This is a genomic window from Stutzerimonas kunmingensis (assembly GCF_014764705.1).
Lineage (GTDB): Bacteria > Pseudomonadota > Gammaproteobacteria > Pseudomonadales > Pseudomonadaceae > Stutzerimonas.
Window position 1 is genome coordinate 268,084 of the sequence record NZ_JACXXG010000002.1, and the last position, 26,391, is coordinate 294,474.

Annotated in this window: 26 protein-coding genes and 1 pseudogene; 3 read left to right on the top strand and 24 right to left on the bottom strand. The window is 65.2% G+C overall.

What is annotated here, in order from left to right; translation table 11 throughout:
* Positions 1 to 96 precede the first annotated feature (96 nt).
* Positions 97 to 1,515, top strand: a complete 1,419-nt coding sequence (locus IEG05_RS03045; RefSeq protein WP_003283491.1) for an FAD-dependent oxidoreductase — start codon at positions 97 to 99, stop codon at positions 1,513 to 1,515.
* 139 nt (positions 1,516 to 1,654) lie between these two features.
* Positions 1,655 to 2,719: a uroporphyrinogen decarboxylase gene (hemE, locus tag IEG05_RS03050; protein WP_023446025.1), complete on the top strand. Its 1,065-nt coding sequence runs from the start codon at positions 1,655 to 1,657 to the stop codon at positions 2,717 to 2,719.
* Positions 2,720 to 2,776: 57 nt separating this feature from the next.
* Here the strand turns inward: hemE and IEG05_RS03055 are convergent, their stop codons facing one another.
* A complete protein-coding gene (locus tag IEG05_RS03055) occupies positions 2,777 to 4,042 on the bottom strand; it encodes an MFS transporter (protein ID WP_125876964.1) in 1,266 nt (421 codons plus the stop codon).
* A 189-nt stretch (positions 4,043 to 4,231) separates the two neighbouring features.
* On the opposite strand from IEG05_RS03055, the gene IEG05_RS03060 reads away from it, so the two are divergent.
* Positions 4,232 to 5,131 carry a LysR family transcriptional regulator gene (locus IEG05_RS03060; protein WP_191121621.1) on the top strand — a complete coding sequence of 300 codons (900 nt, stop codon included), beginning with the start codon at positions 4,232 to 4,234 and terminating at the stop codon, positions 5,129 to 5,131.
* 21 nt (positions 5,132 to 5,152) lie between these two features.
* On the opposite strand, the gene IEG05_RS03065 is transcribed toward IEG05_RS03060, so the two are convergent.
* The 23 genes and pseudogenes from IEG05_RS03065 to IEG05_RS03175 all read right to left on the bottom strand — a co-directional run.
* Positions 5,153 to 5,443: a hypothetical protein gene (locus tag IEG05_RS03065; RefSeq protein ID WP_191121622.1), complete on the bottom strand. Its 291-nt coding sequence runs from the start codon at positions 5,441 to 5,443 to the stop codon at positions 5,153 to 5,155.
* 120 nt (positions 5,444 to 5,563) lie between these two features.
* Positions 5,564 to 6,004: an excinuclease gene (locus tag IEG05_RS03070; protein ID WP_191121623.1), complete on the bottom strand. Its 441-nt coding sequence runs from the start codon at positions 6,002 to 6,004 to the stop codon at positions 5,564 to 5,566.
* Between the two features lie 30 nt (positions 6,005 to 6,034).
* Positions 6,035 to 7,267 (bottom strand): beta-ketoacyl-ACP synthase, encoded by a 1,233-nt coding sequence (locus IEG05_RS03075; protein WP_125896747.1) that lies wholly within the window; start codon positions 7,265 to 7,267, stop codon positions 6,035 to 6,037.
* The gene (gene fabG / locus IEG05_RS03080; RefSeq protein ID WP_191121624.1) at positions 7,267 to 7,995 is read right to left on the bottom strand and encodes a 3-oxoacyl-ACP reductase FabG; all 729 of its coding nucleotides are present in this window, start codon (positions 7,993 to 7,995) and stop codon (positions 7,267 to 7,269) included. The genes IEG05_RS03075 and fabG overlap by 1 nt, the downstream gene beginning before the upstream one ends.
* Complete coding sequence (locus tag IEG05_RS03085; protein WP_125896749.1) at positions 7,992 to 8,444, bottom strand: hotdog family protein; 453 nt, start codon at positions 8,442 to 8,444, stop codon at positions 7,992 to 7,994. Before IEG05_RS03085 ends, fabG begins: the two co-directional genes overlap by 4 nt.
* Positions 8,441 to 9,637: a beta-ketoacyl-[acyl-carrier-protein] synthase family protein gene (locus tag IEG05_RS03090; protein WP_191121625.1), complete on the bottom strand. Its 1,197-nt coding sequence runs from the start codon at positions 9,635 to 9,637 to the stop codon at positions 8,441 to 8,443. The genes IEG05_RS03085 and IEG05_RS03090 overlap by 4 nt, the downstream gene beginning before the upstream one ends.
* Positions 9,634 to 10,143 (bottom strand): DUF3261 domain-containing protein, encoded by a 510-nt coding sequence (locus IEG05_RS03095; RefSeq protein WP_191121626.1) that lies wholly within the window; start codon positions 10,141 to 10,143, stop codon positions 9,634 to 9,636. Before IEG05_RS03095 ends, IEG05_RS03090 begins: the two co-directional genes overlap by 4 nt.
* A gap of 10 nt (positions 10,144 to 10,153) precedes the next feature.
* Complete coding sequence (locus IEG05_RS03100) at positions 10,154 to 11,404, bottom strand: NAD(P)/FAD-dependent oxidoreductase (RefSeq protein ID WP_191121627.1); 1,251 nt, start codon at positions 11,402 to 11,404, stop codon at positions 10,154 to 10,156.
* Positions 11,391 to 13,739, bottom strand: a complete 2,349-nt coding sequence (locus IEG05_RS03105; protein ID WP_191121628.1) for an MMPL family transporter — start codon at positions 13,737 to 13,739, stop codon at positions 11,391 to 11,393. The genes IEG05_RS03100 and IEG05_RS03105 overlap by 14 nt, the downstream gene beginning before the upstream one ends.
* Positions 13,729 to 14,340, bottom strand: coding sequence for an outer membrane lipoprotein carrier protein LolA (locus tag IEG05_RS03110; RefSeq protein WP_191121629.1), 612 nt, complete (start codon positions 14,338 to 14,340; stop codon positions 13,729 to 13,731). Before IEG05_RS03110 ends, IEG05_RS03105 begins: the two co-directional genes overlap by 11 nt.
* Positions 14,337 to 14,762, bottom strand: coding sequence for an acyl-CoA thioesterase (locus tag IEG05_RS03115; protein ID WP_191121630.1), 426 nt, complete (start codon positions 14,760 to 14,762; stop codon positions 14,337 to 14,339). The genes IEG05_RS03110 and IEG05_RS03115 overlap by 4 nt, the downstream gene beginning before the upstream one ends.
* The gene (locus tag IEG05_RS03120) at positions 14,755 to 16,287 is read right to left on the bottom strand and encodes an aromatic amino acid lyase (protein WP_191121631.1); all 1,533 of its coding nucleotides are present in this window, start codon (positions 16,285 to 16,287) and stop codon (positions 14,755 to 14,757) included. The genes IEG05_RS03115 and IEG05_RS03120 overlap by 8 nt, the downstream gene beginning before the upstream one ends.
* Entirely contained in the window at positions 16,280 to 17,224 is a 945-nt protein-coding gene (locus IEG05_RS03125) for an LpxL/LpxP family acyltransferase (RefSeq protein ID WP_125896756.1), read from the bottom strand. Before IEG05_RS03125 ends, IEG05_RS03120 begins: the two co-directional genes overlap by 8 nt.
* Positions 17,221 to 18,033: a glycosyltransferase family 2 protein gene (locus IEG05_RS03130; protein ID WP_224742654.1), complete on the bottom strand. Its 813-nt coding sequence runs from the start codon at positions 18,031 to 18,033 to the stop codon at positions 17,221 to 17,223. Before IEG05_RS03130 ends, IEG05_RS03125 begins: the two co-directional genes overlap by 4 nt.
* The gene (locus IEG05_RS03135) at positions 18,030 to 19,706 is read right to left on the bottom strand and encodes an ApeI family dehydratase (RefSeq protein WP_191121632.1); all 1,677 of its coding nucleotides are present in this window, start codon (positions 19,704 to 19,706) and stop codon (positions 18,030 to 18,032) included. Before IEG05_RS03135 ends, IEG05_RS03130 begins: the two co-directional genes overlap by 4 nt.
* Complete coding sequence (locus IEG05_RS03140; protein ID WP_042926376.1) at positions 19,703 to 20,278, bottom strand: COG4648 family protein; 576 nt, start codon at positions 20,276 to 20,278, stop codon at positions 19,703 to 19,705. The genes IEG05_RS03135 and IEG05_RS03140 overlap by 4 nt, the downstream gene beginning before the upstream one ends.
* Positions 20,279 to 20,344: 66 nt before the next feature.
* The gene (locus tag IEG05_RS03145) at positions 20,345 to 20,602 is read right to left on the bottom strand and encodes an acyl carrier protein (RefSeq protein WP_003301004.1); all 258 of its coding nucleotides are present in this window, start codon (positions 20,600 to 20,602) and stop codon (positions 20,345 to 20,347) included.
* 12 nt (positions 20,603 to 20,614) lie between these two features.
* Positions 20,615 to 20,881 carry a phosphopantetheine-binding protein gene (locus tag IEG05_RS03150; RefSeq protein WP_191121633.1) on the bottom strand — a complete coding sequence of 89 codons (267 nt, stop codon included), beginning with the start codon at positions 20,879 to 20,881 and terminating at the stop codon, positions 20,615 to 20,617.
* Positions 20,859 to 21,668 carry a lysophospholipid acyltransferase family protein gene (locus IEG05_RS03155; RefSeq protein WP_023446005.1) on the bottom strand — a complete coding sequence of 270 codons (810 nt, stop codon included), beginning with the start codon at positions 21,666 to 21,668 and terminating at the stop codon, positions 20,859 to 20,861. The genes IEG05_RS03150 and IEG05_RS03155 overlap by 23 nt, the downstream gene beginning before the upstream one ends.
* Positions 21,644 to 22,366 (bottom strand): beta-ketoacyl synthase chain length factor, encoded by a 723-nt coding sequence (locus tag IEG05_RS03160; RefSeq protein ID WP_191121634.1) that lies wholly within the window; start codon positions 22,364 to 22,366, stop codon positions 21,644 to 21,646. Before IEG05_RS03160 ends, IEG05_RS03155 begins: the two co-directional genes overlap by 25 nt.
* A gap of 196 nt (positions 22,367 to 22,562) precedes the next feature.
* Positions 22,563 to 23,000, bottom strand: a complete 438-nt coding sequence (gene trxC / locus IEG05_RS03165) for a thioredoxin TrxC (RefSeq protein ID WP_191121635.1) — start codon at positions 22,998 to 23,000, stop codon at positions 22,563 to 22,565.
* 62 nt (positions 23,001 to 23,062) lie between these two features.
* Positions 23,063 to 24,340, bottom strand: a complete 1,278-nt coding sequence (locus tag IEG05_RS03170) for a bifunctional O-acetylhomoserine aminocarboxypropyltransferase/cysteine synthase (RefSeq protein ID WP_014821707.1) — start codon at positions 24,338 to 24,340, stop codon at positions 23,063 to 23,065.
* Positions 24,341 to 24,433: 93 nt separating this feature from the next.
* Positions 24,434 to 26,236 (bottom strand): annotated as a pseudogene (locus IEG05_RS03175) (SLC13 family permease); the annotation flags it as partial.
* Positions 26,237 to 26,391: the final 155 nt, after the last annotated feature.

A 26,391-nucleotide genomic window follows, 5' to 3' on the forward strand; every position in this document is an offset into this window, starting at 1 on the left:
CTTCAGGCAGCGGCCCCAGCAACGCGGGGCCGCTGCTCACCCTGATTGTCTTGCAGCCGTATGTATTGCCTACGGCTGCTGTTGAGAGGTTTTGAAATGACTGAACGTCTGAATAACGACTTCCAGTTCATCGAGGTCGGGCGCAAGGATCCGAAGAAGAAGCTGCTGCGCCAGCGCAAGAAGGAGTTCGTCGAGATCTACGAACCCTTCAAGCCGCAGCAGGCCTGCGAACAGGCTCACCGCTGCCTGGGTTGCGGCAACCCCTATTGCGAGTGGAAGTGCCCGGTCCACAACTATATTCCCAACTGGCTCAAGCTGGTCTCCGAGGGCAACATCCTCGCGGCCGCCGAACTGGCGCACCAGACCAACACGCTGCCGGAAGTCTGCGGTCGCGTCTGCCCGCAGGATCGTCTCTGCGAGGGCGCCTGTACCCTGAACGACGGCTTCGGCGCCGTGACCATCGGCTCGGTGGAGAAGTACATCGCCGATACCGCCTTCGCCATGGGCTGGCGGCCCGACATGTCCAAGGTCAAGCCGACCGGCAAGAAAGTCGCGATCATCGGTGCCGGCCCGGCAGGACTGGGCTGTGCCGATATTCTCGTGCGCAACGGCGTGACCCCGGTGGTGTTCGACAAGAACCCCGAGATCGGCGGTCTGCTGACCTTCGGCATTCCCGAGTTCAAGCTGGAAAAGACCGTACTCAGCCGTCGTCGCGAAATCTTCGGCGGCATGGGCATCGAGTTTCGTCTTAACACCGAGGTAGGCAAGGACATCACCATCGACCAGCTGCTGGCCGATTACGATGCCGTGTTCATGGGCATGGGCACCTACACCTACATGAAGGGCGGCTTCCCCGGTGAGGACCTGCCGGGCGTGTACGACGCGCTGGATTTCCTCATCGCCAACGTCAACCGCAACCTCGGCTTCGAGAAGTCTGCCGAAGACTTCATCGACATGAAGGGCAAGAAGGTCGTGGTGCTGGGCGGCGGTGATACCGCGATGGACTGCAACCGCACTTCCATTCGCCAGGGTGCGAAGAGCGTGACCTGCGCCTACCGTCGTGATGCGGCGAACATGCCGGGCTCGCGCCGCGAAGTGAAGAACGCCAAGGAAGAGGGCGTGAAGTTCCTCTTCAACCGCCAACCCATCGCCATCGTCGGCGAAGGCAAGGTTGAGGGTGTAAAGGTGGTCGAGACACGTCTCGGCGCACCAGACGCACGCGGTCGCCGCAGCCCGGAGCCGATTCCGGGTTCCGAGCAGGTGCTGCCGGCCGATGCCGTGGTCATCGCCTTTGGTTTCCGTCCGAGCCCGGCGCCGTGGTTCGAAGCCCAGGGCATCCAGATCGACAACCAGGGCCGCGTCGTAGCACCCGAGGTGGGTCAGTTCAAGCACCAGACCAGCAACCCGAAGATCTTCGCCGGCGGCGACATGGTCCGCGGCTCCGATCTGGTGGTGACGGCGATCTTCGAAGGTCGTCAGGCTGCTGAAGGCATCATGGATTATCTCGGCGTCTGATTGGGCGTTGCCGGGCATCGAAGGGCGCCCGGAGTGGCCTGATTTGAATCAAGCCCATAGCTAAATGGCACGGCGCTCGCCGTGCCTTTTTTTTTCTGCTTTGCGACAATGCACGGCACTTTTACGCTGGAACCCTGCCATGACCGTCTTGAAGAACGACCGCTTCCTTCGTGCCCTGCTCAAGCAGCCTGTCGACGTCACCCCGGTGTGGATGATGCGCCAGGCCGGCCGCTATCTGCCCGAGTACCGGGCCAGCCGCGCCAAGGCCGGTGACTTCATGAGCCTGTGCATGAATCCCGAACTCGCTTGCGAGGTGACGCTGCAGCCGCTGGATCGCTATCCGCTGGATGCCGCGATCCTCTTCTCCGACATCCTCACCGTGCCGGACGCCATGGGTTTGGGGCTGTACTTCGAGACCGGCGAGGGACCGCGCTTCAAGAAGGTGGTGAGCACCGTTGCGGACATCGAGGCGCTGCCGATTCCCGATCCGGAGAAGGACCTGGGCTATGTGATGGACGCAGTGCGTACCATTCGCCGTGAACTCAATGGCCGCGTGCCGCTGATCGGGTTCTCCGGCAGCCCCTGGACCCTGGCGACCTACATGGTCGAGGGCGGCTCGTCGAAGGATTTCCGTAAGTCCAAGGCGATGCTCTACGAGAACCCGCAGGCGATGCACGCCCTGCTGGACAAGCTGGCGCAGTCGGTCACCAGCTACCTCAATGGCCAGATCCTCGCCGGTGCCCAGGCGGTGCAGATCTTCGATTCCTGGGGTGGCAGCCTGTCGGCGGCGGCCTACCAGGAATTCTCCCTGGCCTACATGCGCAAGATCGTCGATGGTCTGATTCGCGAACATGACGGCCGCCGCGTGCCGGTCATCATGTTCACCAAGGGCGGCGGCCTCTGGCTGGAATCGATGGCCGACTCGGGCGTCGAAGCGCTGGGGCTGGACTGGACCTGCGATATCGGCGAGGCACGCCGCCGCGTCGGCGGCAAGGTCGCACTGCAGGGCAACATGGACCCGAGCGTGCTCTATGCCAAGCCCGACGCCATCCGCGCCGAAGTGGCGCGCATTCTGGCCAGTTTCGGCCATGGCGAAGGCCACGTGTTCAACCTGGGCCACGGCATCACGCCGGAAGTCGATCCCGCTCATGCCGGCGCCTTCATCGAGTCGGTCCACGAGCTGTCGGCGCAGTACCACGGCTGATTTGCCAGCGGCTCCAGGAAAACGCCCCGCATTTGCGGGGCGTTTTGCTTTAGCGGCTCAGTGCGCCGCCTGCGGCTCCGGCAGTGGGCGCAGGCGCGCGAGGTGCAGGGCCACGGCGAGGGCGATCAGCAACAGCGAGGCGATGAACAGACCTACGCCGTCCCAGCCGGCAGCGTGCCAGAAGACGCCGCCCAGCGTGCCGGCGATGCTCGAGCCCAGGTAGTAGCTGAACAGATAGAGCGACGACGCCTGGCCCCGAGCCTGTTGCGCGCGGCGGCCGATCCAGCTGCTGGCCACCGAATGGGCGCCAAAGAAACCGAAGGTGAACAGCAGCATGCCCAGCAGTACTAGCGGCAGTCGGTCGAACAGGGTCAGGGCCACGCCTGCCAACATGAGGGCGATTACCAGCCAGAACACTCGGCGCCGGCCGAAGCGATCAGCGAGCGCGCCCACCTGTGCCGAACTGTAGATGCCCGACAGATAGAGCACCGCCAGCAGGCCGATCATGGTCTGGCTGAGGTGGAACGGCTCGGCAATCAGCCGATAGCCGATGTAGTTGTACAGCGTGACGAAGCTGCCCATCAGCAGGAACCCCTGCAGGAACAGCCACGGCAGGCCGGCATCGCGAAAATGCAGCGTGTAGCCCTGCAGCAAGCCGCGTAGGCGCAACGGGCGTGGGTGGAAGTGCCGCGACTCCGGCAGGAAGCGCCAGAGCAACAGCGCCGCCAGTAGCGCCAGACCGCCCATCACTCCGAGCACGCTGTGCCACGACAGGTAGTCCACCAGCACGCCGCTCAGCAAGCGTCCGCTCATGCCGCCGATGGCATTGCCGCCGATATACAGCCCCATCGCCAGGCCGAGGTGGTGCGGGTGGATCTCTTCGCTCAAGTAGGTCATGGCCACCGCAGCCACCCCGCTGAGCGCCAAGCCCACCAGCGCGCGCATCAGCAGTACGCCTTCCCAGCTGGGTGCGAGTGCACTGCCGACGGTGAACACGGCGGCCGCGAGCAGGGAGACGACCAGCACCTGCTTGCGGCCGATGGCATCGGAGATCGGTCCGGTGATCAGCAATCCGACGGCCAGTGTCAGGGTCGAGAGCGAAAGGATCAGGCTGCTCTGCGCTGCGTTGATACCGAACGCCTGCGACAGCATGGGCATCATCGGCTGCACGCAGTACAGCAGGGCGAAGGTGGCGAAGCCGCCAGCGAACAGGGCCAGGGCAGTGCGCGCGAAGCGCTGCGTGCCTTTCTCGGTATGGCTGATGGGCGCGCCAGGCGCGGGTATCTCTGCTGACGCGCCACTGGCGCCGTGCGTACTGCTCACGATGAAGACCTCTGTCCGATTCGCTTTTTCCGGCCAAAAGCGGCCCGTTACGCCTGTGATCATTTTTCGATCGGCGGGCGCAATTGCTGTTGTTCGGGTTTATGGGCGAAATGATAGGAAGCTTTGTTTAAGCTATCCAATATATTATTCGACCTTATTGATATGTTTTGCGAATCGTTTGGAGCGCACTTGGAACTGAGACATCTACGCTATTTCGTGGCGGTGGCCGAAGAGTTGCACTTCGGACGGGCAGCCGAACTGCTGCGCATCTCTCAGCCGCCGCTGAGCCAGCAGATCCAGGCCCTTGAACAGGAACTGGGCGTGCGCCTGTTCGATCGCACCAACCGCCGGGTGTCGCTGACCGATGCCGGCCGGCTGTTTCTCGACGAGACACGGCGCACGCTGGCTCAGGTGGACAAGTCGGTCGATGTGGTGCGGCGTGCCGAGCAGGGTGAGATCGGCGAGTTGCAGGTCGGCTTCACCTCGTCAGCGCCCTTTACGTCGATTCTGCCGCGGGCGATTCTGGCCTTCCGCCAGGCCTTCCCAGCGGTGCACCTCGCGCTGCAGGAGATGACCAGTAAGCAGGTGATCGACGCGGTGCAGGACGAGACGCTGCAGGTCGGCATGATCCGTCCCTTTGCCTTGCCGCCGGGCCTGCAGACCGTCGAGCTGTTCAGCGAGCCGCTGGTAGCGTTGATGCATACAGGACATCCGCTTGCCGAAGCAGGGGAAGAGGGTCTGGCGCTGGCGGAACTGGCCGAAGAGCCCTTCGTGTACTTTCCGCGCAGCTACGGCACCGGGCTCTACGATCAGTTGCTCAATCTGGCGCGACAGGCGGGATTCAGCCCGCGAATCGCGCAGGAAGCGAACGAGGCACTGACAATTATCGGACTGGTTGCGGCGGGATTGGGCGTGTCGGTGCTGCCGGCATCCTTTCGCCGCATCCGTATCGACGCAGTGCGCTTCCGCACCCTGTCGGATCAGGATGCCACCACGGCCGTGTGGCTGGTCAAGCGCCGCCAGGAGCAGTCGCCCCTGGCACAGGCTTTCATGGATCTGGTAACGCGCGAGGCGCTGGGCCAGCGTTAACGCTGCAACCGCAACGGTGGTTCAGGGCTGCTTGTAATGAGCGGGCGTTTCGCCTTTTTCCTGTTTCGGAACACGGGTGACGCGGATGTCGGTGATGCCCATGACCTCGGCCTGCTCCGGCAGTCGCGCCTCGTCAGCATCGGCCTTCGGCATCACCAGGCTGTTCTCGGCATCGGCATTGTGCAATTGGATGAGATGGCGCGCGGCTTCACCCTGGGACAGGCTGTCGACATCCGCGTCGTAGGTCTCGGCGCGTGGGTCGTTCTGGTAGATGTAGTTGATTTCGAAGGTGTGCGAAGACTTGCCGAACATGAGGCGCTCCAGTCGAGTTCACTGATGTTCAGTGGACTCGACGGCGCCGCCAATCGTTCCGACGGGCATCGATGGAGGCATGTAGAGCCGATGCTTAGCCCGCGCATCGGCCCGGGATGATCAACGGACGTTGGCGAGATCAGCCTTGATCGCGACGCCAGCCATGATGGCGCCGGCATGGCATTCGTATTTCTCGCTGTCCTTGTACTCGACGTGCTTGTAGTTGCTGGCGATGTTCACCACGGCATTGGCGCCGGCAGCCTTGGCGGCCTGCTGCATGGCGATCAGCGCCGATTGCAGCGCCCAGCTGCAGGCGCCTTCGTCCGTCTTGTTGAAGGCGTTGGTCTTCTTGCTGGTGGTAACACCGCTACGCACGACCTTGGCATTCTTCGGCGTCTTGCCGGCCAGGTAGAACTTGACGCTGCCATCCAGGCGGCCGGCCTGGGTGGCTTCGGCGACAACGGCGTCGAACGGCAGGTAGTGGGTGGTATCACGGGCCTGGCTGATGCCTGGCAGTACCAGAAGCGCCAGCGCTGTGCCTATCCATGCGGTTGTTCTCATCGGCTTTTTCCTTGCGGTTGTGGGTGAAGATCAGGCCCAGCGGCGGAAGATCAGCGAGGTATTGATCCCGCCAAAGGCGAAATTGTTGTTCATTACATATTCGTGCTGCATGACGCGCGGCGCACCCTGCAGATAGTCGAGCTCGCCGCAGCGCGGGTCGACCGAATCCAGATTGAGCGTATGGATGTAACGATCGCGGTTCATCATCTCGATGCTGAACCAGGACTCCAGCGCCCCGCACGCGCCCAGTGTGTGGCCGAGATAAGACTTCTGCGAGCTGATCGGCATGCTGCTGCCGAACAGTGCCTGGGTCGCCTGGGTTTCGGCGATGTCGCCCTGCTCGGTGGCGGTGCCATGGCCGTTCACGTAACCGATGGCCGCCGGTGCGAGCCCGGCATCTTCCAGAGCCAGCTCCATGGCCCGGCGCATGGTCAGCTGCTCGGGCTTGGTGGCGTGCTGGCCGTCGGCGTTGCTGCCGAAACCGACCAGTTCGGCGTGAATCGTCGCGCCCCGGGCGAGCGCATGTTCCAGCTCCTCGAGCACCAGCATGCCGGCGCCTTCGCCGATCACCAGGCCGTCCCGGTCGCTGTCGTAGGGGCGTGGCGAGGTATGCGGTGCGTCATTCTTCAGGCTGGTGGCGTAGAGCGCGTCGAAGACCATGGCCTCGGTGGCGCACAGCTCCTCGGCACCTCCGGCGAGCATCAGCGGCAGCCGACCGAATTTGATCGCCTCATAGGCGTAGCCGATGCCCTGGCTGCCACTGGTGCAGGCGCTGGAGGTGGGGATCACCCGGCCGGTGAGGCCGAAAAAGATGCTGATATTGGCCGCGGTGGTGTGCGGCATCATGCGGATGTAGGAATTGGCATTGAGCCCGTCTGCCACCGAATTCAGCAGCATGTTGCCGAACGCCTTGATCTCCTCGGTGCTGCCGGTGGACGAACCGCAGGCGACACCCATGCGACCATCTCGGATCGAGGCGTCGTCCAGCAGGCCGGCATCGGCCAGTGCCCGCTCGGCGGCCAGCACCGACAGCCTTGATACGCGCCCCATGCTGCGCAGTTGCTTGCGCGTCCAGTGCGCCGGTACGACGAAGTCGTCCACGGGACCGGCCAGCCGGGTGTTCAGCTCGGTGAAGCGATCCCATTCATGCATGCGGCGGATGCCGCTACGGTTAGCGCTGAATTTGGCTTCGATGCTTGCCCAGTCACTGCCCAGCGAGGTGATGCCGGCCATGCCGGTGACGACTACACGTCTGCCGCCCATCAGCACAGCCCTCCGTTGACGGCGATGACCTGCCGGGTGATATACGCCGCCTCGGCGGACATGAGGAAATTCACCGCACCGGCGACCTCTTCCGGGGTGCCCATGCGCTGCGCCGGAACCATCTTCAGCATTTCTTCGATGGGCAGTTCGGCATCGAGTATATCGGTATCGATCAGCCCGGGTGCAACGCAGTTGACGGTGATCCTGCGCTTGCCCAGCTCCACCGCCAAGGCCTTGGCCGCACCGATGACGCCGGCCTTGGACGCGCTGTAGTTGACCTGGCCGCGGTTGCCGATCAGGCCGGAAACCGAGGTGATGCAGACGATGCGCCCCGGCTGGCGGCGGCGAATCATCGGCATGCTCAGCGGCTGCAGCACGTTGTAGAAACCGTCCAGGTTGGTGCGCAGTACCTGGTCCCAGTCATCGTCGGTCAGCGCCGGGAAGGCGCCGTCGCGGGTCAGGCCGGCGTTGCAGACCACCCCGTAGTAGGCGCCGTGGACTTCGACATCGGCTTCCAGCTCACGCCGGCAAGCGGCGCGGTCGGCGATGTTGAATTGGAGGATGCGCGCGCTGCGACCCATCGCCTGGATCTCGGCCTGGACCGCTTCGGCCTGGTCGCGACGCGAGCGGCAGTGCAGCACGATGTCGTGGCCAGCCTGGGCCAGACGCAGCGCGATGGCGCGACCGATGCCGCGACTGGAGCCGGTGACGAGGACGGTTTCACTCATGGGGCAGACTCTTGTAGGTAACTCGCCACTTCGGGCGGGCGGAACACGTTCAGGCGGGCCTCGGCATGGATGCCGGGCCCCTCGAGATGACATTCGAAGACGCCCATGCCGTTATCGTCCTGCAGAGAGCGATGGGCACGGACGCGCAGGTCGGCGCCAGCCGGAAATGCTTCGACATTGCACTGGTAGCTACGGGTACCGAGTAGAAAGCCCAGCTCCACCGGTTGGCCGGCCTGGCGTGCATGGCAGCCGGCGAACGCGGCGACGCTCTGCGCCATGATCTCCACGCCGACCCAGGCCGGCAGGCTGCCGTCGGTGGTGCTGAGCAGGCCGTCGGCACGCACCTGCAGTACGGTTTCCACACTGTCGTCGTCGAAACGCTCGACGCCGTCGAGCAGAATCATGTCGCCGGCATGCGGCAGCAGCTCGGCGATGGGCCAGTCGATCACCGTGCATCCCCCAGAATCAGGCTGATGTTGTTGCCACCGAAGGCGAAGGAATTGCTCATCATCCGTCGCGGCCTTGTTGGATTCATTCGGATACCCGCTGCTACCAGGTTCAATGCCGGCAACGCCGGATCGGGCTCGCCATCCCAGCGGTGCGGCGGCAGCTGCTGATCGGGATTCAGGGGAGATAGCGACAACCAGCAGAACGCCGCCTCCAGCGCGCCGGCCGCGCCGAGGGTGTGACCGGTCAGCGGCTTGCTCGATGAGCAGGGCACCCCATGGGGGAACAGCGCGGCGACGGCGACGCTCTCCATGGCGTCGTTGTGGGGCGTGGCAGTGCCGTGCAGGTTGAGGTAGGCGATCTGCTCGGGTGTGCAGTTGGCGCGGGCCAGCGCCTGGCGCATCGCGCTCAGGGCGCCGCGGCCGTCGGGATCGGGCGCTGAGATGTGATGGGCGTCGGAACTCGCAGCGCCGCCGAGCAGGGCGATGTCGGCTTCGCCATCGGTATCGCGGGTCATCAGGAACAGCACTGCTGCCTCACCGATGTTGATGCCGTTGCGGTTGCGCGAGAACGGGTTGCACAACGTCTCGCTGGTGGCTTCCAGCGCGGAAAAGCCCTGCAGCGTGAGATCGCTCAGGCTGTCGACGCCGCCGCAGAGCACCGCATCGCATAACCCGGCATCAAGCAGGCGCTTGGCGCTGAGCAGCGCACGGGCGCTGGAGGTGCAGGCCGTGGAGATCGAGTAGCAGGGGCCGGCCAGTTGCAGCCATTCACCGAGAAAGCTCGCCGGTGCCGCCAGCTCCTGATGCGCGTAGTGGTAGCCGGGTGGAAAGGCGCCGTCGTGCAGCAGGCCGGCAATACCTTGCGCAGCTTCCTGGATGCCCGTGGTGCTGGTGCCCAGCACGACGCCAATACGATTCTGGCCGTATCGGCTGATGGCCGTTCGGATATCGCTTTCAATCTCCAGTGCGGCAGCTAGCAACAGCTGATTGTTGCGCGTGGCATGACGCGGATCGTCGCAGGGCAAAGCCGGTAGTGCGCAGCGGGCCGCTCCCACTGGTAACCGACGGCCGGCCACCAGTTGCGGGTGAACCTGCATGCCCGATGTATCGCTGGCAAACAGCCGTCCGGCGACCTCGGCCTTGCCGCTGCCGAGCGCACAGATCACGCCGAGGGCGTTGAGGTAGGCGGTCATCGGTGCTGGCTTCCGGTCGTGTCGGGCAAGGGGGCGACACCATAGGTCAGACCCGGCGCCACGTCGAGTTCGAAGCTCTGTGCCGATCGATAGCGCACCTGCCAACGCACGTCGCCAGCCTGGCGCAGCCTTCGCTCAGAGGGATCATGCTGTTCGGCCGCGCTGCCATACAAGGCGGCAAGTTGATCGTGCCCGGTCAAGGCGAACAGCAGTGCGGCGAACAGTTCGCGTGCCTCCGGATTGGGTCGTAGCAGCCCATCGGCGTGCCAGTCGCCGTCGCGCAGTTGTTGCCGCGCGAGCGGAATGCCCAGCGGATCGAGCAGCGTCCAGCGCAGTGCGGCGTCTTCGCGCTGGACCACCAGCAACCAGTCCGCTGGCTTGCTACCCCGGCGCTGAACATGCAGCTGCAGTGGCACCTCCAGTGTCGGCGTGGTCGCCGGCAGCGGTGCGCGCGTGGCGCAGCCCGCCAGCAGCACGAAGCACAGGCCGAGCAGCAGTCGCCTCATTTCAATCCGCTCAGACACCGGCACCCGCCGAGCAGAGTTCGGCCAGTACGCGCAGGCGGCGTTTGGGTTCGGCGACATAGGGGTTCTTTTCGTCCCAGGCATAGCCGGCGAGGATCGAGCTGATCATCCGGCGGATCTCCGGCTGGGCGTGTTCGTAGTAGATCACGTCCTGGAAGCTGCAATCGTACCAACCCTCCACGTAGGTCCGGAAGGTATCGACCCCGCGCTTGAGTGGAGTGGCGAACTCGGTCTCCCAGTCCACCGTTTCTCCGTTCAACTGGCGGTGCAATACGGCTGCTGCCATATGCGCCGAGCGCATGGCGATGGTTACGCCGGAAGAGAACACGGGGTCGAGGAACTCGGCGGCATTGCCGAGCAGGGCGAAGCCCTGACCATGCAGGCTCTTGACGTTGGCCGAGTAGCCGCCGATCAGGCGAGCTGGCGTGTCCCATTCGGCATTCTTGAGTATGCTTTTGAGGTTTGGCGCCTCCTGGACGAACTCGCGCAGGCAGGCATCCAGATTCACCGGTCGGCCTTCGTAGCGCTCGGCACTGGCGACCACGCCCAGCGAGCAGCGGCCGTTGCTGAACGGAATGGTCCAGTACCAGACGTCACGCAGCTCGGGATGGGTGGTGATGAGGATCTTCTCGCGGTCGAAGCGCGGATCGTCGATACGGTCCTCGATATGGGTGAAGATCGCCCGGCGTACCGGGAAGCCCGAAGGTGCTTCCAGGTCCAGCAGCTGCGGCAGCACGCGGCCGTAGCCACTGGCATCGAGCACGAAGGCGGCGTCGACGCGGTACTCGCTGCCGTCGGCCCGACGAATCTGCAACCACGGCCGTTCGCCGCCGAAGTCCACAGCGGTGACTTCTTCCTCGTAGCGAATCTCCACACCCTGCAGCTCGGCCTGGTCGGCCAGCAGCTTGTCGAAGTCGGCGCGCTGGACCTGGTAGGTGCTGCCGTGGCCGGCAGTGAATTTGTCGCGGAAGTCGAAATCCGTATAGCGCTCGCCCCAGCCGAAGGCCGCGCCGTGCTTGGTCTGGAAGCCCGCGGCGCGCACCGCCTCAAGCATGCCGGCTTCCTCGATGAAGTCCAGGCAGTGCGAGAGCAGACTCTCGCCGATGGAGAAGCGCGGAAAGCGCAGGCGTTCGATGATCAATACATCGTGGCCCTTGCGCTTGAGCAGCGCGCCGGCGATGGCGCCGGACGGCCCGGCGCCGATGATCACGACTTCACGGTGTTGCAACTCAAGCGGCGCCATAGGGCCTCCCTGCATGTGGTGGTGGATCTTGCTCGATGGTGGCCCAGGGGGCCAGGAAGAAACTGAACGCCAGCCCGAGGCTGACCGTGAGGCCGAAGTTGCTCACCGCCGGCGTGCTGGAAATCGCCAGCAGGCCGAACGATAGCCAGGTGGTGGTGGCCGCCAGCAGCGTACCGACCAGGCTGACTGCAACACCGCCGACCCGCTCGCGCATGAGGATCGCGTAATCGACGCCGATCGCCGTGACCAGCAGCAGGCCGAACAGCCCGAACAGGGTCAGCGGCTGACCCAGCCAGCCGAGGCTGGCCAGGCTTGCCAGGGCGGCCAGCAGCGGCACGGCCAGGCAGCGCAGGGCGCCGCCCGGCCCGAAGGGGAAGCAGAGCAGGGCAAAGATCAGCAGGCTGGCCAGCACCTTGAGTTCGGCGGCCTGCAGTTTGGTTGCGGCGAACAGCTGGTTGAGCCTGGCGGGTTGATCGACCAGCGTCGTGCCGGGCACGGCTTTGGCGATGGCTGCCAGCGCTGTGCTGTCGCGCAGTCCCTGCAGGCTGATCAGCCCGGCTACGCCATCGCTCGTTTTGCCAAGCCAGAGCGCTCGCCAGGCTTCGCCCAGCGGGCCGGCCAGCGCCGCCTCGATGGTCACCGGCGGTTGCGCCTGCAGGTGCTCGATCTCGACCCGCAGGGTGTCGACGTCGACGCCAAGCGCGGTCAGCGGCTGGCCTGCCGCGAGTAGTTGAGGCAGGGCGGCGCGCAGCTGCGCCTGCTCGGATGCTGGCGCGAGCAGCTGGCTCAGGGCAAGGTAGCCAACCAGCTGCTGCTCGGTCTGCAGAGCGTCCAGGCGGTGGCTCAGCTGCGCCTGACGCTCGAGCAGGGTGTCGGCATTTTCCGCACGCACGAGGAAATACTGACTGGTGGGCTGGAAACCGGTAATCGCAGCGATGCGCTCAGCCTGTTGCTGCAGTTCGGGTGCGCTGCTGACCCACTGGCGCAGATCGTCCTTGAACGACAGCTGCAGCACGCCGCCGAGACAAAACAGTCCCAGGCCGGCCAGCAGCCAGGGCGTGGCGATGCGCGCCAGTAACGCCTGCCTCAGCTGCAGCCAGCGCTGCGCCCAGCCCAGCGGGTGCGGCCAAGGAGTCAGATGGCCGCTGAACAGCACGGGCAGCAGGCAGGTTGTGCAGAGGAAGGCGCCGAGCAATCCGGCCGCAGAGAACACTGCCACCTGGGTCAGTGCCGGGAAGGGCGTGAAAGCCAGCGCCAGATAGCCGATCAGGTTGGTTAACAGGGCCAGCGCCAGTCCCGGCAGGATCAGACCAAGTGCGCGCCGGCCGTGCCAAGGCTGCAGCGTCCAGCTCTTGGACAGGAAGTGCAGCGGGAAATCCAGGCTCACGCCGATCAGGCTGGCGCCGAGCACCAGCGTCAGTACGTGCATCTGGCCGAACAGCGCGACGCAGGCGGCGGCCCCCGCCAGCGCACCGATCAGCACCGGCAAGGCGGCGAGCAGGATGCGCGGCGTGCGGAACAGCCAGAGCAAGAGCAGCAGGGTGGTACCCAGCGACAGGCTGCCGATCAGGCTCGCCTCGGCGCGGGCCGTGTGTTGGCCATGGGCGGCATGCAGCACGCCGCCGGCACTCAGCAGCTCGCCCCCCGCCGCTTCGATGTCGTCACGAGCCCGTTCGACGAGAGCTGCCACCTGCGGCGGCACACCCTCGTCGAAGGCATCGCCCTGCGCGCGCGCGTGTACGACCAGCCAGCGCTGACCTGCATGTTCGGCGACCAGGCTGCCGTCGTTCTCGGCGCGAACATTGCCCAGCTGCGGCAACCGTTGCAGGGCCAGGCCGGCGAGGCCGAACCAGTCCTGCCCGAGCGACAGCGGGCTGGCGGCGAACGGATCATACAGGCGCTCGAGGCGCTGCTGGATGAACGACTCCGGATGTTCGATCAGCTGCTGGCGATCAGCGCCGGCAAGCAGACCGAGGGACTGCTCGCGCAACTGGCGCGCGACGGCCGGCAGATCGGTCTGCAGCGTGTCGCGCACCTGGGCGAACAGGCCGCTGCTGCGTAGTTCGGTGGCCAGGCGCGTGGCCAGCTGCCGGGCCTGTCGCTCGTCGGCGTGGCGGACGAGCAGCATCAGATCGCGCCTGAGGGGTTCCTGCATGCGCTCGGTCGCCAGCTCCTCGAGCGCGTCGTGGCTGTCGCTTGGCAGTAGCTGCAGCAGGTTGGCGCTCAGCGGCGGACCGTCGCGCCATTGCCAGGCGCTCAGCGCCAGCAGGCCGAGCAGCGCCAGGCAGAACAGCGCGGCCGGCCAGCGCCGGGGCTGCAGGGGTTCAGTCGGCAAGATCGCGTTGCTCGCGGGCCGTGAGGGTGTCGTCGATCCGGCTATCGAGCAGACGGATCAGCGTGCGATCGCCCTGGGCTTCGTGAAGCTCGATCTGAGTCACCGTCTTGCCGCCTTGGATATCGATGTCAGCGAAGATCTGCTTGAGCAACGCGCCGCGTGGCGTCAGCAGCAGACGCCACGCATCGGTGTCGCCTTTCAGCTGCAGGTCGAAGTCGCGCTGCAGCGCCTGGGTGTCGCCACTCAGTACGGCGAGGAACAGCTGGTTCTGTCGGGCCGAACTGCCCTGCGGGTCGACGGCTTGCCAGCCCTGCTCGCTGCGCCGCGCGATGCCCTGGGCGGTGATGCGATAGTCCTGGCGGATCGGCTGCTGCAACAGCCAGAGCAGGCCGTGGTCGCGGGCGAGCACGAACTGGCCCCGGCTGGTCAGGGGCTGCGGCAGGGCACGGAGATGCTTTTCCTGAATGAAGTCGCCACGCACCACGGCCGGCCCGCTCAGCTGTTCGGCAAGCTGTGGCAGGTCGAAAGTCTGCGCCGTGGTCATGTTGGACACCATCAACAGGGCGATGGCGGTCAGCCATTTCTTGAAGGTCGGTGTCATGTCAGGGCGCGCTCCACCGCTTCGACGAACACCCGTGGCGAGGCCAGCAGCATCTCGCGGCTGGCGATCTCCACAGCGACCTGCACGGTGCTGCCGCGGGTCATGCGTTCGCCGGTTTCGGCATCGCGGATCAGGTAGTTGATCTTCAGGCGGCTCTCCCACTCCACCAGATCGGCGCGCACCACGATGCGCTGGTTGAAGCGGGCGCCGCGCATGTACCGCAACTGCACGTCGATGATTGGCCAGGCATAGCCGGCTTCGCGCATCTGCTGGTAGTTGTGGTCGATGCGTTCGAGCAGCGCACAGCGGGCGACCTCGAAGTACTTGACGTAGTGGCCATGCCAGACCACGTCCATGGAGTCGACATCGAAGAACGGCACGAGCATCTCGACCTCGGCCTGCAGTACGCCATCCTTACGCATAAAGGCTCCAGTGTCGGTTGCGGATCTGTTCGAGACACAGGCGCAGTTCGCCTTCCTGCGCGCGGTCTTCGATCAGCGGCGGGAAGGCCTCCGCCAGTTCGCCGTGCATGGCCGCCAGTGGTGCGGGCAGCGGGCGCGCGCCTTCCTGGCGCTGGCGTAGCCAGACGCCCTGCTGGGCGGCGAGCAGCGTGGCCGCGGCGACCTGCTCGGTCAGCTCCAGGCTGCGCAGGGCATCGCGGGCGGCGATGGTGCCCATACTCACCTTGTCCTGGTTGTGGCACTCGGTGGAACGTGAAAACACGCTCGCCGGCATGCTGTTTTTCAGCGCTTCGGCGGTCCAGGCGCTGGTGCCGATCTGCACCGCCTTGAAGCCGTGGTTGATCATCGCCGTGGCGGCCGGCGCGCCAGAAAGGTTGCTCGGCAAGCCGTGGTTGTAGCGCGTGTCGACCAGCAGGGCGAGCTGGCGGTCGAGCAGATCGGCGACGTTGGCCACCAGGTTCTTCAGGCTGTCCATGGCGAAGGCGATATGCCCGCCATAGAAGTGCCCGCCGTGTAGCACGCGCTCGTTGTCTGCATCGATGATCGGGTTGTCGTTGGCGCTGTTCAGTTCGGTCTCGATGAACTGGCGCAGCAGGCCCAGGCTGTCGGCCAGCACACCGAGCACATGGGGCGCGCAGCGGATGGAGTAGCGGTCCTGCAATCGATGCAGCGGCGCCGCGGGCGCATCGATGGCCAGGTCCTGACGAATCCAGGCGGCGACCTGAGTCTGGCCAGGATGCGGCTTGGCGGCGAACAGGCGCTCATCGAAGTGCTCGGGGTTGCCCTGCAGGGCGATCACGTTCAGTGCGGTGATACGGGTCGCCAGCTGCAGCAGGTAGTCGGCGCGGGCGTAGGCCAGGCAGGCGAGTCCGGTCATCACCGCGGTGCCGTTCATCAGCGCCAGCGCCTCCTTGGGACGCAAGGTCAAGGGTGTCCAGCCGAGCTGGCGATGCACTTCGGCGGCGCTGCGGCGCTCGCCGCGATACAGCACCTCGCGCTCGCCGGCGAGGGCGGCAGCTACATAGGATAGTGGGGTCAGGTCACCGCTGGCGCCGACCGAGCCTTCCTCAGGAATCAGCGGCAGCACATCGTGTTCGAGAAATGCCTGCATGCGTTCCAGCAGCTCGATGCGTACACCGGACATTCCATGGGTAAGCGAACGCAGGCGCGCGGCGAGCACGGCGCGGGTGGCTTCGGCGTCCAGCAACTTGCCCAGCCCGCAGCCATGAAAGGTGAACAGGTGTTGCGGCAACGCCTCGACCTGATGCAGCGGCACCGCCACCACGCAGGAATCGCCATAGCCGGTGGTAACGCCGTAGATCACGCCTTCGCGGTCCAGCAGGGTGTCGAGAAACTGCGCGCCGCGGATAATGCGGCTGCGAAAAGTCTCGTCCGCCTGCAGCCGTGCCGGCGCACGGCGCTGCGCCACGGCCAGCACGTCCTCGATGCGCAGAAGGTGTTCGCCAAAGATCACGGGCTCAGTCACGACGCGGGTCCTGTGTGTTCCAGAAGGGATAGAAGTTGAACCATTGCAGCGGCGCCTCCAGGCAGCGCGCGGCGAGGCGGTCGGCGTAGCGCTGCACTGCCTGCGCGATCACCGCGTCGCGGTCGGCGCGGCGCCAGCGGATGCGTTCGGCGAAGGGCTCGAGATGCACATGGAAGCGTTCGTCCTGCTTGAGACAGAACAGCAGATTCACCGGGCATTCCAGCAGGCCGGCGAGCAACCAGGGCCCCTGGGGAAACGCCGCCGGCTCGCCGAGAAAGTCCGCCATGGCGGTGCGCCCACCGTGCAGCGGCACCCGGTCACCGGCGATGGCCAACCACTCGCCACGCTCCAGACGCTGGGACAGCTGCAGCATGGTCGCCGGGTCCAGCTCGCTGACCTGGATCAGGCGCAGGTTGTCGGCGCCGGACTGGTCGAGCAGCCGGTTGAACTGCTCGGCGTGACGGGTGTGCACCAGCACGTTCATCCGTACTTCGCCGCCCATTTCCGCCAGTGCCCGGCAGATCTCCAGGTTGCCCAAGTGCGAGCCGACCAGCAGCTGACCGCGCGGCCCGGCGAGACTGGCGTGCAGGTTGGCCGGATCGTGGATCACCAGGCGTTCCCGCCCGACTCGCCCGCTCCAGACATCCAGCTTGTCCAGCAGCGCGTCGGCGAAACTCATGAACTGGCGATAGACCGAGCGGGTGCTTGGCTGCAGTTCGGCGCGACCGCTCCAGCGCGCCAGGTTGCCCTGATACTGGCGCGCGCTGTCACGGGCGCTGCGGCCGAAGAGGTAGAAATACAGCACGATCAGATACAGTAGCGGCGCCATGGTGCGCCGGCCAAGCACCCGTACCGCCCAGGCGGTCAGGCGCATCAGCGCGAAACTGCCGCGCTCGCGCTGCGCCGCCCAGTGCGAGGGCATCGGGGCTTCGCTCATCGTTGCAGGCGCCGGGCGAGCAGTTTCGGCGCGCGCAGCAGCATGCCGAAAAACAGTCGGGCATGCATGGCCGAGATCAGCGCATTGTCCAGCCAGAGGCGGAAGTGCGAGACGCCGTCGGCCGGATAATGCACCCGCGTCGGCAGCCAGACCATCGGCTGCTGCTGCCAGTGCAGACGCACCAGGATCTCGGTGTCGAAATCCATGCGCTGGCCCAGGTGCACGCGGTCGATCAACGCCAACGTCGGCTCCAGCGGATAGACGCGAAAGCCGCACATCGAGTCGCGGATCGACAGCGACAGGGTGTTGATCCAGACCCAGACGTGTGTGAGGTAGCGAGCATACAGACGGCCCTTGGGCACGCTGGCGTCATAGTGCGGATAGCCACAGATCAGCGCGTCCGGTGCCTGGCTGGCGCGATCGAGAAACAGCCCGACGCCGGAGAGATCGTGCTGGCCGTCGGCGTCGACCTGCAGCGCATGGCTGAAGCCCAGGCGCCCTGCTTCGCGCAGGCCGCTGATCACCGCGCCACCCTTGCCCTGGTTGCGCTGATGACGGAGCAGGAAGACCTCCGTTTGCTCGGCCAGCTCGTCGATGACCGCCGCAGCGGCAGGGGAGGAACCGTCGTCCACCAGCACGCAGGGAAGGTCCGCGGCACGCAGCGCCGCGACCACTGCGGGCAGGCTGCGCTCGTGGTTGTACACCGGGATCACCGCGCAGGGCTTGAACCAGTCGTCTTCCGGCTGCAAGGGCGTTCGAACCACCGCGGTTGCAGCCGCTACGGGTGGCAGCTCGTTCAAAGTGGTCATGGCTGCGCTCCCAGCAGAATGCGCCCGGACGAGCAGGGCTTGTCGTCGTTGTGATAGCTGAAGTACAGCTTGCCGCGCTCGCGATCAAATCGCAGGCTCAGTTGCAGCCGGTCGCCGGGCCGGGCGAGCTGCTGGAATTTCAGCACTTCCAAGCCACCGAAACGTGGCGGCAAGTCGTCGATCAGTTCGCGCGCGAGGTCCATCGCCCACTCGATCTGGACGACGCCAGGCAGCACCGGCGTGCGCGGGAAATGGCCGCTGAAGTGCGCCAGATCGAGCGGCACGCGCAGCTCGATCTGCCAGTGATCGTCTTTCCACTGCAGCGCCAGGCGCTCCGGTTGACGGGTGCGAGGTGCTTGCAGCCATGCATCCAGTTCGGCCTGTGGCAACTTGCCCTGAGGATTGACCGGTAGCTCGCGCACCAGCCGCCAGCGGCGCGGCAGGGCGAGTGCCTCGCAGTGGGTGCTCAGCTGTTTGCGCAATGCCTGGGTGACGCTGCGGCGCCCCTGATTGCGTAGCGCGAACACCCCCGCATCGCTCAAGGCCACGAGCGCGCCGAGATAGGCCCGGTTGTCCTGAATCACCTCCAGGCGCGCTTCGCGGACGAACGGATGCTCGGCCAGCGCACGTTCCAGCATCGGCAGCGAGATGCGTTTTTCTTCCAGCTTGACGATGCGGTCCAGCCGGCCGCGCAGGGCGAAACGACCATCGGCGTGCAGCTCGGCGCCATCGGCGGTCTGCTCCACATGGCCGCGCCCAAGCCACGGCGACGCCACGCGCAGCGCGCCTTGGTCATCCTGGGCAAGCTCGACGCCCGGTAGCGGCTGCCAGAGTTCGCCACTCTGGCGCCAGGCGATGCCGCCGGTTTCCGAGCTGCCATATATCTCCGTGGGCCACTGGCCAAGGCGCTGATGCAGAAATTCACCAGCTTCTGTTGGCAGCGGGCCGCCGGAGGAAAATACCCGGCACACCTGACGCAATGCCGGCCAGTCGAGGTTGTCGCCCATGCGCTTGAGCAGTGCGGGGCTGGCGACCCAGCAGAACGATCGCTGCTCACGGCTGGCCCGTTGCATGTCTTCGGCGAACGGCAGGGCGCGTCGCAGAAAAGGGCGGCCAGCACAGAGTGGCCAGAGCACCCGAAACAGCAGCCCGTAGATGTGCTGCGTGGCGACGCTGCCAATCACCGCGGAATCGCCGAGATCGGCGCCCCACAGGACCTCCAGTGCTTCGACTTCACTGGCCAGCTGATGCAGGCGCTTGTCGATCAGCTTGGGCTCGCCGCTGGAGCCCGACGTGCAGAGCGTCAGGCCAAGCAGATCTGAATCGAGCTCGGCCGCGGCAAGCGGAGCCGCCTGCAGATCGGCGAGGGCTGCGTCGCCCGCCTGATCGGTCAGCCAGAGCTCCGCCAACGGGCTCAGCCGTGCCCGACTGGCCGGCTGGAGGTCGGCAGGCAGCAGCACGCGCACCCCGGCGCGCCAGGCGCCAAGCATAGCGGTAGCCAGTTGCCCGGCATCTTCCAGGTGCACAGCGATGGTTCGCACGCCGCGCTGCTGCAGGCCGCCGGCCAGTTGCAGCGCTTCCTGCTGCAGCTGATCGAGCGCAAGCGTGGGGGTGTCGGTTACCGGGCGCGGCCCGCTTCGAACCAGCAGTTCGCACAGCCCAATCCAGTTCACGGGCGCCCCCTCACACGCTGACGCACCAGCCACTCGCCGGAGAACAGCAGGCCCATCAACAGATAGGCGATCAGTCCGTTGTACAGCGTCCACCAGGCCAGCGGCGCCCACAGCGTCAGCGCTGTAGCAATCGAGCCGTTGAAGATGAAGAAGCCTACCCAGACCCTGGTCACCTGCCGCGTATAGCGCACACCTGAAGGCGACAAATCCGGGTCCTGCAGGCGCGCCAGGCGCTCGATGACCGGCATCCCGCTGAATAGGCTGCCGGCAAACAGCACCAGCATGGCCGCGTTGATCAGCACCGGATACCAGCGCAGCAGGGCGGCGTTATCGAGCAGCCCGAGCAGCAGACAGAACAGCAGCGCGATGCCGGCCGTCCAGCGGCTTGCAGCACCGCCGTTACTCAGCAGGCGGGTCAGCCAGAGCGCTCCTAGGAGCGCCGCGAAGATCCGCGGCGAGAGGTGCTCGATACCGAAATAGACGGCGAAGGGATATGCCAGCCCGATGAGGAGCAGCACGAAACCCGCCATCCGCGTCACGCCGGCCGGGATCTTGGAAAGAGATGTCAGCATCAGAAAAGTCCGGAAATGCCCTAGGTACGCCGTGCGCCACTCGTGTGGTGAGGTCGCTCGCGTCGGTCAGGCTGTCTCCGCATTGGTCAGGCGGTAGACCGCCTCGACTACATCGCCCACAGTGCGCACGGCCTTGAATTCTTCCGCGGCGATCTTCTTGCCGGTCTGGCGCTTGATGTGGTCGATCAGGTCAACGGCGTCGATGCTGTCGATCTCCAGGTCCTGATACAGGTTGGCTTCTAGGGTGATGCGCTCGGGCTCGAGCTCGAACAGTTCGACCAGAGCGTCACGCAGGGTCTGGAAAATCTCGTTGCGGCTGTTCACGGGAGATACTCCTCAGGCGATGGCGCGGTTGGCGCTGACGAAGGCCGCCAGGCTGTCGACGCTGACGAAATGCTTGCGAGTGTCCTTGGCGTCCGCATCGATCTTGATGCCGAAGCGCTTCTGGATCGCCAGGCCCAGTTCCAGCGCGTCGACCGAGTCGAGCCCGAGGCCTTCGCCGAACAGTGGTTGATCGGCGGCAATATCGTCCGGACCGAGGTCTTCCAGCCCCAGCGCGTCGATGATCAGTTGCTTGATTTCACGTTGTAGTTGTTGGCTCATCGAGTGCGAGCTCCTTTATGAAGTGTCGGTGCAGATGGTCATTCAGTCGCCGCGAGGCGATCGGGGCAGCGCCTTGGGCGGCGAACGCCTGTGGGTCGATGTCGCTGCCCACGCGCAGATGAAAGTGAAAACGCCGTGATGGTATGCGATACCAGGGCTCGGCCTTGGTCAGCGTGGTTGGCGTGACGCTGATCACTACCGGCGTCACCAGCCTTGCGCCGCGCAGGGCGATGGCCGCTGCGCCGCGGTGAAACTGCGGCGGCTGCCCGGGCGTGGTGCGGGTGCCTTCGGGAAAGATGATCAGGGTCTGACCTTGCTGCAGGGCCTCGGCGGCTTCGTCGAGCATTTCGGCGCTGCCGTTGTTGCTGATGTACTGCGCGGCGCGAATCGGGCCACGGGTAAAGGGGTTGTCCCACAGGCTCTGCTTGACCACGCAGTTGGCGTCGCGGATCAGGGCGATCAGCACGACCACATCGATCAGCGACGGGTGATTGGCAATAATCAGCTGGCCCGGACGCCCCAGCCGCTCGGCGCCTTCGACTTCATAGGTCAGTACGCCGCTGCGGTACATGAACTGCACGAATAGCCAGAACAGCCTGCTCACGGTCTGTCGCGCGCGGCGACGGTGGGTGGCGGCATCACCTGGGAGCAGTGAAAGCAGCGGGAATATAATCAGCCGCAGGCACAGGCCGCCGATGCCGAACAGGGCGAACGACAGGCCGGTGGCGATGAGTCGCCACAGCCACGGCGCGTTGGGCCGCTTCAGCGAGTCCGCTGCCAGTTCCATTTGCGCGTCTTCCAGTGATGCGTGAATTGGGAGTGGTCGTGGAGCAAGGCCCGGATCAGTTGCAGAGCATGGACTTGCGGTTGCGACGGGCTTTCATCGGTGGGCTGCAGTTGCAGCTGCCAGCTGTCGCCCGCGGTCAGGCGTAGCGCCAGTGCATAGGGAATGCTGCAGTCGTCTATCCAGGGGCGGTAGGCCTCGGGAGGCGATTCTTCGGCGATCACCAGCAGCACGGCCGGCGCGCCTTCGTTCAGCAGCAGCGCAGCTTCGAGCACCGCGTGTTCCAGGCCATCGCCCTCTGCTGCGATCGCGGTCATTTCGCTGGGGTCGCCCTGAAAGATCGACCAGAGCCCGACGATCGCATTGTGCACGGAAAGGCTGAACTGGGTTGGCGAGAGCGGCTGCGCGTTGGCCAGATCGCTGAGCAGGGCGAAATTGCGGGTGGTTTCCCCGTGGCGCGAGGCGTACACCAGCGGCATCGGGGCACGGCCTTCGCTGAGCGGCTGGGCGACGGCGAACACCATTCGCGCCAGTCGACTCAGGCGGCGGCGCTGCATCGCCGGCAGAAAGGACACATCCGGCTGCGCTTCGGGATCGTTCGGCCACTGACTGGCACTCGCCCAGCGCAACCAGTCGGCCTGGCAGGCGCGGCCCGGAGCCCAGGCCTGCCATTGGTCGATGTCGAAGCGTATAGCGCTCATGCTCGCGCGGCTCTCGTAGCGAGACCGGCGTGCAGACGTCCGTGTAGTGCTTGCATTGGAAGTGCCGCTCGAAAAGTGCGGGCATTATCCAAGTGCGATGAACGCTAGGCAAACATTGCGATACATATCCTGATGGGAGGTCGCAGTTGATGTGGAACTCGTCACCCCGACGGCTGTCCGCGGCCAGCGGCTGTGATCAGCTCACGCCGTGCTGCGCCAGCCACGCCATCAGCTGCGGCAACGGCATGTCGCCGCTCTGCCGGGCGACTTCACGACCGTTGCGGAACAGGATCAGGCTGGGAATCGAGCGGATGCCAAGTTGTGTCGACAGCTGCGCATTGGCTTCGCTGTCGAGCTTGGCCAGGCGGCAGCGGCCCTGGAGCTGACTGGCAGCCTGCGCAAAGGTCGGGGCGAAACTGCGGCAGGGCCCGCACCAGCTGGCCCAGACATCTATCAGTAGCGGCAGGTCGCCCTTGATCTGGTTGGCGAACTGGCTCTGTTGCAAGTCGAACGGAGCGTTTGGCAACGCCTCGGCCTTGCAGCGACCGCAGCGCGGTGCGTCGTGTAGCCGGTCCGCGGGGATACGATTGAGGCTGGCGCAGTGCGCGCAGGGGACGATCAGTGATTCGGTCATGACGAGGCTCCACGGCGGTATGCCATTAATGTGGAGCCTCCGCGGCGGATATCAAGCGCGAGTCAGCCCTTGGACGCGCTCAGCGCCTGGGCCAGATCGGCGAGGATGTCGTCGATGTGCTCGATACCGATGGATAGCCGGATAAGGTCCTGTGACACACCGGCGCGGGCCAGTTCCTCGGCATTCAGCTGGCGGTGCGTGGTGCTGGCTGGATGGCAGGCCAAGGACTTGGCGTCGCCGATGTTCACCAGCCGCACCACCAGCTTGAGCGCGTCGATAAAGCGCGCGCCGGCTTCCATGCCGCCCTCGATACCGAAGCAGAGGATCGACGCCGGCATGCCTCCCATATAACGGCGAGCCAGTTCGTGCTCGGGGTGATCCGGTAGCCCGGCGTATTTGACCCAGGCCACTTGCGGATGGGCCTGCAGGAACTCGGCGACCTTCAGTGCATTCTCGCAATGGCGTTCCATGCGCAGCGCAAGGGTTTCCAGCCCCTGCAGGATCAGGAACGAATTGAATGGCGAAATTGCCGCGCCCATGTTGCGCAGCGGCACCACGCGGCAGCGGCCGATGAAGGCGGCGGGACCGAACGCTTCGGTGTAGGTGACGCCGTGGTAGGACACATCGGGCGTGTTCAGCAGCGCGAAGCGCTCCTTGTGCTGCGCCCAGGGAAACTTGCCGGAGTCGACCACGATGCCGCCGATGCTGGTGCCGTGGCCGCCCATGTACTTGGTCAGCGAGTGCACGACGATGTCCGCGCCATGCTCGAAGGGGCGGCAGAGCATCGGCGTGGCGACGGTGTTGTCGACGATCAGCGGCACGCCGTGGCGGTGTGCGGCTTCGGCCAGGGCGGCTAGGTCGATGATGTTGCCCGCCGGGTTGCCGATGGATTCGCAGAACACCGCCTTGGTGCGTTCGTCTATCAGCGCTTCCAGGGCGGCGATGTCATCGTGGGCGGCGAAGCGTACTTCGATGCCCTGGCGCGGCAGGGTATGGGCGAACAGGTTGTAGGTACCGCCGTAGAGCTTGGCGACCGAGACGATGTTGTCGCCGACTTCGGCGATGGTCTGGATGGCGTAGGTGATTGCCGCCATTCCTGAGGCAACGGCCAGTGCCGCCACCCCGCCTTCCAGTGCCGCGACGCGCTGCTCGAGCACGTCGGTGGTGGGATTCATGATGCGTGTATAGATGTTGCCCGGCACCTTCAGATCGAACAGGTCGGCGCCGTGCTGGGTGTCGTCGAAGGCATAGGATGTGGTCTGGTAGATCGGTACCGCCACCGCCCGGGTGGTCGGGTCCGGGCTGTAGCCTGCATGGATGGCGAGGGTTTCCAGTTTCATGGCGCGCTCCTTGTTCTTGTTCGTCGGGGGCAAAGGCCCGAGAGCATGAAACTGAACGCCTGGACGGTCAATGATCCAGGGCAAGCCTTATCGTCAGAGTGGCGTGAGCGGCCAGAACAGCGGAATCACCAGCGTCGCCACGACCCACAACAGCAGGTTCAGTGGTATGCCCACCTTGAGGAAGTCGGTGAAGCGGTAGCCACCGGCGTTGTAGACGAAGGTGTTGGTCTGATAGCCGATCGGCGTGGCGAAACTGGCGCTGGCGGCGAACATCACGGCTACCACGAACGCGCGCGGGTCGACCCCCAGATGCTGGGCCAGGCCGATTGCGATCGGGGTGATCAGTACGGCCACCGCGTTGTTCGACAGCATCTCGGTGAGCATCGAGGTCAGCAGGTAGATGAACGACAGCATGAACAGCGGGCCGGCCCAGGGGGTAATGGCCGTCACGTTCTGCACGACCAGCTGTACCAGGCCAACTTTGTCCATGGCGATGCTGATTGCCAGCATGCCGAAGATCAGGCTGAGGATCTTCCAGTCGACTGCCTTGTAGGCGTCCTCGACGTCCAGACAGCGCGTCGCCAACACCGCGGCCGTACCAATGATCGCCAGGCCTTCGATCGGCATCACGCCAAAGGCTGCCAACACCATGACCGCCAGGGTGGCGATGATCGCGATCGGTGCCTTGTCGCGGCGAAAGGCGCGCTCCTGTACCGCGTTGAGGCTGATCAGTTCGCCGTTGTCGGCAAAACGCTTGATCTGCGCGGGCGTGCCCTCGACCAGCATCACATCGCCGAACTGAAGCTGGAAATCGTCGAAGTTGCCCTGAATGTTCTCGTCCTGCCGGTGCACGGCCAAGACGCTGATGCCGTAGCGCGCGGACAGGTCGAGGTCGCGCATCGGTCGGTGGCTGTAGCGCGAGCCGCGGCCGACGATGGCTTCGGCAAGGATCACGTCTTCGCTGCTGATGGTTTCGAAGGCGTCGCCCCGGTTAAAGGTCAGGTGGCCGCTTTCGCGCAGCTCCACCACGTCCTTTACCTGGCCATGGATCATCAGCAGATCGCCGGCGGTCAGGGTGAAGTCATGCTCCGGGCGGCTGAACAGCTGCGCGTTGCGGTTTACCTGCAGCACCTGCAGTCCGCTGCCGCCGTTCAGGTTGGCCTCGGCGAGGGTCTTTCCGATCACTGGTGAGTTCGACGGCACGCGCAGCTCGGTCATGAAGTTGCGATCAAGGCGCGGGCCGAGCAACTTGGACAGGGTGTCGCGTTCCGGCAGCAGATGCTTGCCGATGGTCAGCAGGTAGGCCATACCTGCAGCGGCCATGATCAGGCCTGCCGCGGTGATCTCGAACATGCCGAACGGCGCCAGCCCAGCCTTGCGCGCCACACCATCGACGAGGATGTTGGTCGAGGTGCCGATCATCGTCAGCGTGCCGCCGAGAATCGTGGCGTACGACAGCGGAATCAGCAGTTTCGAGGGCGTCGTGCCGGCGCGCTTGGCCAGGGAAATCGCCACCGGCGTGAGGATCGCCACTACCGGCGTATTGTTCAGGCAGGCGGAAATCACCAGTGCGGTGATCGTCAGGCCGAACAGCACTCGTGTCGGGCTGGTGCCCACCAGATTACCGAGCCAGTTGCCCAGCGCATCGATGCAGCCAGTGCGTTCGAGCGCCGCCGAAATGATGAACATGCAGGCGATGGTGACCGGGGCCGAGTTGGACAGCACGCCGAGCACTTCGCCGGGCGTCAGCAGCTGCGTCGCCAGCAGCACCGCCACGGCAATCGCAACGACGATATCCGGGCTCCAGCTCTCTCTTACGAACGCCACCAATACCCAGATCAGCAAGGCGCAGACGAACAACAGCGGCAGCGATTCTGGAAGCATGGACGTCCTTAAGGGTGGCGACTGAGGCGCGTCGAAACAACGGGCCCGCGGCGCAAGATAGAGACGTCAGCTTAGAGAGTCCAGAAACCTTTCCTGCTGTTTATATGCGATCTGGTTATTAATGGAGAGCGGGCGCGGCCGGCGAGCGGAGGGCTGGACCCGGCGAC

What these genes read in the sequence shown, in the direction of transcription:
- IEG05_RS03125 (WP_125896756.1), bottom strand. Translation starts at nt 17,224, where the DNA reads ATGAGCGAAGCCCCGATGCCCTCGCACTGGGCGGCGCAGCGCGAGCGC.
- IEG05_RS03130 (WP_224742654.1), bottom strand. Translation starts at nt 18,033, where the DNA reads ATGACCACTTTGAACGAGCTGCCACCCGTAGCGGCTGCAACCGCGGTG.
- IEG05_RS03140 (WP_042926376.1), bottom strand. Translation starts at nt 20,278, where the DNA reads ATGCTGACATCTCTTTCCAAGATCCCGGCCGGCGTGACGCGGATGGCG.
- hemE (WP_023446025.1), top strand. Translation starts at nt 1,655, where the DNA reads ATGACCGTCTTGAAGAACGACCGCTTCCTTCGTGCCCTGCTCAAGCAG.
- IEG05_RS03150 (WP_191121633.1), bottom strand. Translation starts at nt 20,881, where the DNA reads ATGAGCCAACAACTACAACGTGAAATCAAGCAACTGATCATCGACGCG.
- IEG05_RS03095 (WP_191121626.1), bottom strand. Translation starts at nt 10,143, where the DNA reads ATGAGGCGACTGCTGCTCGGCCTGTGCTTCGTGCTGCTGGCGGGCTGC.
- fabG (WP_191121624.1), bottom strand. Translation starts at nt 7,995, where the DNA reads ATGAGTGAAACCGTCCTCGTCACCGGCTCCAGTCGCGGCATCGGTCGC.
- IEG05_RS03170 (WP_014821707.1), bottom strand. Translation starts at nt 24,340, where the DNA reads ATGAAACTGGAAACCCTCGCCATCCATGCAGGCTACAGCCCGGACCCG.
- IEG05_RS03115 (WP_191121630.1), bottom strand. Translation starts at nt 14,762, where the DNA reads ATGCGTAAGGATGGCGTACTGCAGGCCGAGGTCGAGATGCTCGTGCCG.
- IEG05_RS03090 (WP_191121625.1), bottom strand. Translation starts at nt 9,637, where the DNA reads ATGACCGCCTACCTCAACGCCCTCGGCGTGATCTGTGCGCTCGGCAGC.
- trxC (WP_191121635.1), bottom strand. Translation starts at nt 23,000, where the DNA reads ATGACCGAATCACTGATCGTCCCCTGCGCGCACTGCGCCAGCCTCAAT.
- IEG05_RS03065 (WP_191121622.1), bottom strand. Translation starts at nt 5,443, where the DNA reads ATGTTCGGCAAGTCTTCGCACACCTTCGAAATCAACTACATCTACCAG.
- IEG05_RS03070 (WP_191121623.1), bottom strand. Translation starts at nt 6,004, where the DNA reads ATGAGAACAACCGCATGGATAGGCACAGCGCTGGCGCTTCTGGTACTG.
- IEG05_RS03100 (WP_191121627.1), bottom strand. Translation starts at nt 11,404, where the DNA reads ATGGCGCCGCTTGAGTTGCAACACCGTGAAGTCGTGATCATCGGCGCC.
- IEG05_RS03155 (WP_023446005.1), bottom strand. Translation starts at nt 21,668, where the DNA reads ATGGAACTGGCAGCGGACTCGCTGAAGCGGCCCAACGCGCCGTGGCTG.
- IEG05_RS03110 (WP_191121629.1), bottom strand. Translation starts at nt 14,340, where the DNA reads ATGACACCGACCTTCAAGAAATGGCTGACCGCCATCGCCCTGTTGATG.
- IEG05_RS03160 (WP_191121634.1), bottom strand. Translation starts at nt 22,366, where the DNA reads ATGAGCGCTATACGCTTCGACATCGACCAATGGCAGGCCTGGGCTCCG.
- IEG05_RS03045 (WP_003283491.1), top strand. Translation starts at nt 97, where the DNA reads ATGACTGAACGTCTGAATAACGACTTCCAGTTCATCGAGGTCGGGCGC.
- IEG05_RS03075 (WP_125896747.1), bottom strand. Translation starts at nt 7,267, where the DNA reads ATGGGCGGCAGACGTGTAGTCGTCACCGGCATGGCCGGCATCACCTCG.